This window comes from Streptomyces sp. SID10853, from assembly GCF_010548145.1.
GTDB lineage: Bacteria > Actinomycetota > Actinomycetes > Streptomycetales > Streptomycetaceae > Streptomyces.
Map to the genome: position 1 here is coordinate 1 of NZ_JAAGLN010000348.1, position 5,306 is coordinate 5,306.

The 5,306-nt window shown below is 73.3% G+C and carries 5 protein-coding genes; all 5 read right to left on the reverse strand.

The window, feature by feature from the left end:
• On the reverse strand, nucleotides 1–621 hold a 621-nt coding region (locus G3I19_RS34270; protein ID WP_239075023.1), incomplete at its 3' end, for a GAF domain-containing protein.
• 79 nt (nucleotides 622–700) lie between these two features.
• A complete protein-coding gene (locus G3I19_RS34275) occupies nucleotides 701–1,297 on the reverse strand; it encodes an N-acetylmuramoyl-L-alanine amidase (protein ID WP_164267604.1) in 597 nt (198 codons plus the stop codon).
• A 59-nt stretch (nucleotides 1,298–1,356) separates the two neighbouring features.
• A complete protein-coding gene (locus G3I19_RS34280) occupies nucleotides 1,357–2,373 on the reverse strand; it encodes an acetamidase/formamidase family protein (protein ID WP_164267605.1) in 1,017 nt (338 codons plus the stop codon).
• Nucleotides 2,370–3,935, reverse strand: a complete 1,566-nt coding sequence (locus tag G3I19_RS34285) for an APC family permease (RefSeq protein ID WP_164267606.1) — start codon at nucleotides 3,933–3,935, stop codon at nucleotides 2,370–2,372. The genes G3I19_RS34280 and G3I19_RS34285 overlap by 4 nt, the downstream gene beginning before the upstream one ends.
• Before the next feature lie 149 nt (nucleotides 3,936–4,084).
• Nucleotides 4,085–5,306 (reverse strand): xylulokinase (gene xylB, locus G3I19_RS34290; RefSeq protein WP_164267607.1); only part of this gene is annotated, 1,222 nt, incomplete at its 5' end.

Here is a 5,306-nt window from a genome sequence, read left to right on the forward strand (position 1 = left end):
GACCGCGCCGACGAAGGCCAGGCTGTGCGGATGGGCGAGCCGGTCGCCGCCGGTGATGTCCACGGCGCCCAGCAGCCGCCCGGTGCCCGGGTCGTGGACCGGCGCCGCGGCACAGGTCCAGGGGTGCACCGGCCGCTGGAAGTGCTCGGCCGCGAAGACCTGGACGGGACGGTCCACGGCGATGGCGGTGCCGGGCGCGTTGGTCCCCGTCGCCGCCTCCGCCCAGCGCGCCCCCGGCACGAAGTTCATCAGGCCCGCCTGTCTGCGGGAGGTCGCGTGCCCCTCCACCCAGAGCAGCCGCCCCTGTGCGTCGCACACCGCGAGCAGATGCTCGCCGTCCATCGCGTACGCGCCCATCAGCTCGCGGAACAGCGGCATCACCTTGGCCAGCGGATGGCCGTCCCGGTACGCGGCGAGCCCGTCGTCGGACAGCTCGACGTCCGCCGTGCCCTCCCGGCTGACCCGGGCGCGGGCCGAGCGCCGCCAGGACTCCGCCACCACGGCACGCACCGGACGCTCGACACGCCCCGCGGCCGCGAACGCCTCGTACGCTCCGCGCAGCGCCCTGCGGCGCTGCGCGGGGTCGGCCCCCGCCTGCAGAGCCACCCATGTGTCGGTCAACTCGCCTCCCCGGCTCGGTGCACCGGACGCGGGACACAGCCCATCGTCGCCCCGGTGGCGCCGCCGGGCAAGCGTCCCGTCAGGCGGAGTTGACCAGCCGCAGGTAGCGCACCCAGTCCCAGTGCGGGCCGGGGTCCGTGTGGTCGGTGCCCGGGACTTCGACATGGCCGATGATGTGGGTGCGGTCCTTGGGGATGCCGTACCGGTCGCAGACGGACGCGGTGAGCGCCGCCGACTTCTCGTACAGGGCGTCCGTGAAGTACTCGGGCTTGTCCACCCAGCCCTCGTGCTCGATGCCGATACTGCGGGTGTTGTAGTCCCAGTTCCCGGCGTGCCAGGCGATGTCGTGCTCCCGGACGCACTGGGCGATGTACCCGTCGGCGGAGCGCACCACGTAGTGGGCGGTGACCGCCTTCGCCGGATCCTGGAAGATGGCCAGGGTGTTGGGGAAGGTCTCCTGGGTGACGTGGATGACCACCCGGTCGATCGTGTACGCCGACGGGCGGGTGGACGCCGTGTAGTTGGCGGTCGAAGCCGGGTGCCAGTGGGCGGTTGGGTAGTCGGTGGCGCTGTCCGCGTCCGCCTGCGTCGCGGGCAGCAGGACGCTCGCCGTGGCCACCAGCGCCGCGCTCTGCAGCAGCCGTCTGCGGCTGGGGCCCGATGCGTTGCGTTCCATCTGTGTCTCCTGGGTGGGGGGAGTGGTACGTCTGTGGAGGGGGAGTCCGGGCGGGGCGGTCAGGACCGCGGGAGTATCGCGGCGGTCTCCCTGAGATGACGGTGCAGACCGCGGTGCGGTTCTCCTGCGGGCAGCCATTCCTTGCGGATTTTCGCCACGCACGTGTAGTTGGTGTCGCAGACGTTGCCGAGCGGGGCTTCCCCCGCCTGGGAGAGCAGCTGGTACGCGTCCAGTTCGGACAGGCCGTAGTCGCGCGCCAGCCACTGCACCAGGTCCAGCTGTGAGATCCGGAAGGCGTCCTCCAGCGGGCGCGCGGAGCCGGTCGACATCAGATGGGTGTCCGACTCCATGCGGGGCCACGGGGTCGCCACGCCCTTCAGCAGCTCGACCACGACGACGGTGTTCATGGCGCACTCCACGGCCACCCCGCAGGTCTCGCCCTCGCCCTGCCTGGCGTGCCCGTCGCCGAGGCTGAGCAGCGCGCCCTCGACGTTCACCCCCAGATAGCAGGTGACGCCCGCGCGCATCTCAGGGGTGTCCATGTTCCCGCCGTGCGCGTCGGGCACCAGCGCGGAGCGCACCTCGAGATTGGCCGGTGCCACCCCGACCGTGCCGTGCATCGGATCCATCGGCAGGGCGATCTCGATGTCGCTGTCCCGCGCCCGGAAGAGACAGGTGCGCCGCTCCCGGTCCAGCTCCCACATCCACACGACCTCGGGAAGCGGCGGCTGCAGGGTGGCTGTCGTATGGGTGGAGGTCAGCGCGCCGAACAGCGGGACGGTCGTCGACGCGGCCCAGTCGCGGGCCGGTTCGACCGACACGAAGTGCACGGCCAGCGTGTCGCCCGGCTCGGCGCCCTCGATGTGGAAGGGGCCGGTCTGCGGGTTGAGGAAGGGGAACTCGCAGACCTCGGACACCAGGTCCTTCTCGGAGCGCACCCGGCCCGCGAAACAGTCCTCGGTGAACAGGTCGAGGACGGTGCCGGGCGCGATGCGGGCCACCGGCGCCGCACCCCCGAACGTCCAGGCGTACTCACCCTCGCGGGGACGCACTGTCAGGATGCGCGGATCAGTCATGCGGGTAACTCTCCTGTCTCATCGGTCGTGCCGGCCACGGTGACGCCTTCCCCGGCAGCGGAGTCGGTTCTTTGGGGGCCCGTGGCTCCTGATGCGCCCGCGCCTGTGGAGGGGAGCGCCGGACCGTCCAGATGGATCCGGCCCGTCTCCGCGAGCCGCCCGGGGTGGCGGCGCACCAGCACGGCCAGCACCACGGCCCCGGCCAGCATCCAGCCGCCGACGACCGGTCCCGCGTACGAGACGGGCGGTGCGAGCCGGGAGACGAAGTCGAACGCCGGGATCCCGGCCGCCGTCAGGAGCGCCGGCACGAACGCGGCGATCCCCAGCACCGGGAAGAGCAGATGGGGCACCGGGCGGAACAGATCGCGCCGGCGCCGCAGGAAGTACCCGGCGCAGGCCAGGTTGACGACGATGTAGACGCCGATGACCACCGTCACGATGACCGTGGCCAGCAACGCGAAAGCCGTCTCCGGGCCGTACGCGAGACCGAGCCCCAGCACCGCCGCCACCGCGACGGCGAACTGCGCGGCCACCCCGGTGACGGGGGAGCGGTGGCGCGGATGGATCCGGGCGAACGGGCGTGGGAACACCCCGGCCCGTCCGAGCGCGAAAGCCGTCCGCGTCGACACGTTCGCGCACGCGTTGGCGTTGGCGATGGTCGAGTTGACGACGGCGAGGAAGAGCAGCACCCAGAAGAGCCCGAACGAGGCGCGGGCCACGCCCTCCCACGAGGAGGCTCCCGAGACCCCGAACCCGGCGAACCTGTCGGGGCCGAAGTACACGGACATCGCGTACGTGGTCAGGACGTAGAACAGGCCGATCGCCAGCGCCGCGCCGAGCACCGCGCGCCGCATGGTGCGCCGCGGGTCGCGTGTCTCCTCGGCGAGCGGCGCGGCCGCCTCGAAGCCGGAGAAGGCCAGCACCGTGTAGACGGACCCGGCGAAGACACCGCCGACCCCGGTGTACCCGTGGGCGGTGTGCGAAGTGCCGAACACCGAAAGGGTGTTGGCGTCCCCGGCCCGCACGATCAGCAGGACGGCGAAGACCAGGAGGACGAGCACCTCGAAGACGCCGAGGACCGTACCGAGGCGGGCCGACGCCCGGACCCCGTAGAACCCGGCCAGTGCGATGACCACCGCCCCGGCCAGGGACCACGGCCACCACAGCGCCGCCGGGTAGCCGGCCCACTCCTGGTGCAGGGTGCCGGCCGTGGTGAAGCCGAGCTGGAGCAGCAGCAGCGCGGGCACCAGGGCCTCGACGAAGACATACCCCCAGCCGACCAGGAATCCGACCGCCGGATGCAGACCCTGCGCGGAGTACGTCGCCACCGAACCCGCTGCGGGCAGCCGGCGTGCCAGCTCCGCGACGCAGGAGGCGGTGAACAGGCAGGCCACCAGCGCCACCAGTACCGACAGTGGCAGGCTGCCGCCCGCGAAGGCCGCGCCCGAGGGGATCGAAGCGGCGACGGCCGCAGCCGGGGCCATGGCGGTGATGCTCTGGAAGAGGACTTCGCGCAGCCCGATGGCGTCCCTTCGCAGCCCTGGGCCCGATTCCCCCGGCATTCTCCGGCTCCCTGTGTCAGCCGGCCGGGTGTCAGCCGACCGGCACGAGTCCCACCCGGCATACGGTACGGGCTGACGCGGGAGGGACGGAAGAGGCCACAGCGTCGGCGAGGCGGGGGAGTTGGCGCGTAAGACCGGTGTGCAGGGCCTCACTCACGGCGCTCGTCGCCGCGCAGCAGCGGGCCCGCGTCCGAGAGCGCGGCCCCGATCCGGTGCAGGGCCGGTCCGTCCACGGCGAGCGGCGCGTACTGCGGGCCCCGGGCGGTGTCCCAGCGCCGGGCGACCTCGGTGGCGTCCTCGCCGAGCACCAGACCCGCCGCCTGCGCCGCTGCCCCCAGCGCCACCAGCTCCTTCGCCGCGGGTACTTGGACGGGCCGCCCCGACAGCCGCCGTACGGTCTCCCGCCAGGCGGTCCCCTGGGCCCCGCCGCCGATCAGCAGCAGTGGCGCACTCGGGTCGGCGTCCTTGTCCAGGACCCGGTCCAGGGCGGCGAGCAGTGCGTAGACGGCTCCGTCGTAGGCGGCCTGGAGGAGCTGTCCGCCGGTCGTGTCGTGGCGCAGCCCGTACATCAGTCCTGCCGCGTGCGGCAGATGAGGGGTGCGTTCGCCGCCGAGGAACGGCAGCACCACGGGACCGCCGCCCGCCTCGACGGCCTCCCGGTCGAGGTGGAGCAGTGCGGCGATCCGGTCGACGGCCAGGGTGCAGTTGAGGGTGCAGGCGAGCGGCAGCCAGTCGCCCCGCGCGTCGGCGAAGCCGGAGACGGTGCCCGAGGGGTCGACGGGCCGCTGCCGTGACACGGCGTACACCGTGCCCGATGTGCCGAGGCTGAGCACCGGCCGGCCGGGGCGCAGCCCGAGGCCGAGCGCCGCGGCTGCGTTGTCACCGGTGCCCGGCGCCACCAGGGTGCCCGGGGTGAGCGGCAGACCGGCCAGGCCGCGCACGGTGCCCGCCGCGTCCGAAGGACCGGCCACCTCCGGCAGCAACTCGGGGGAGAGACCGGCGAGCCGCAGGATCTCCTCGTCGTACGCCTCGGTCCTGGTCGCCCACCAGCCGGTGCCCGATGCGTCGCCCCGGTCGGTCGTGCCCCGGCCGGTGAGCCGCTCCGTGAGGTAGTCGTGCGGCAGCCGGACCGCCGCGGTGGCGCGGGCGGCAGCCGGCTCGTTCTCCAGCAGCCAGGCCCATTTGGTGACGGTCATGGCGGGGCCGGGCAGACCCCCGGTGCGCTCGGCCCAGGTGGCGGCGCCCAACTGCCCGATGAGGCGCTCGCTCTGCGGTGCGGAGCGCACGTCGTTCCACAGCATCGCCGGGCGTACCGGCCGGCCGGCCGCGTCCAGGGTGACGAGCCCGTGCTGCTGGCCGCCGACCGAGATG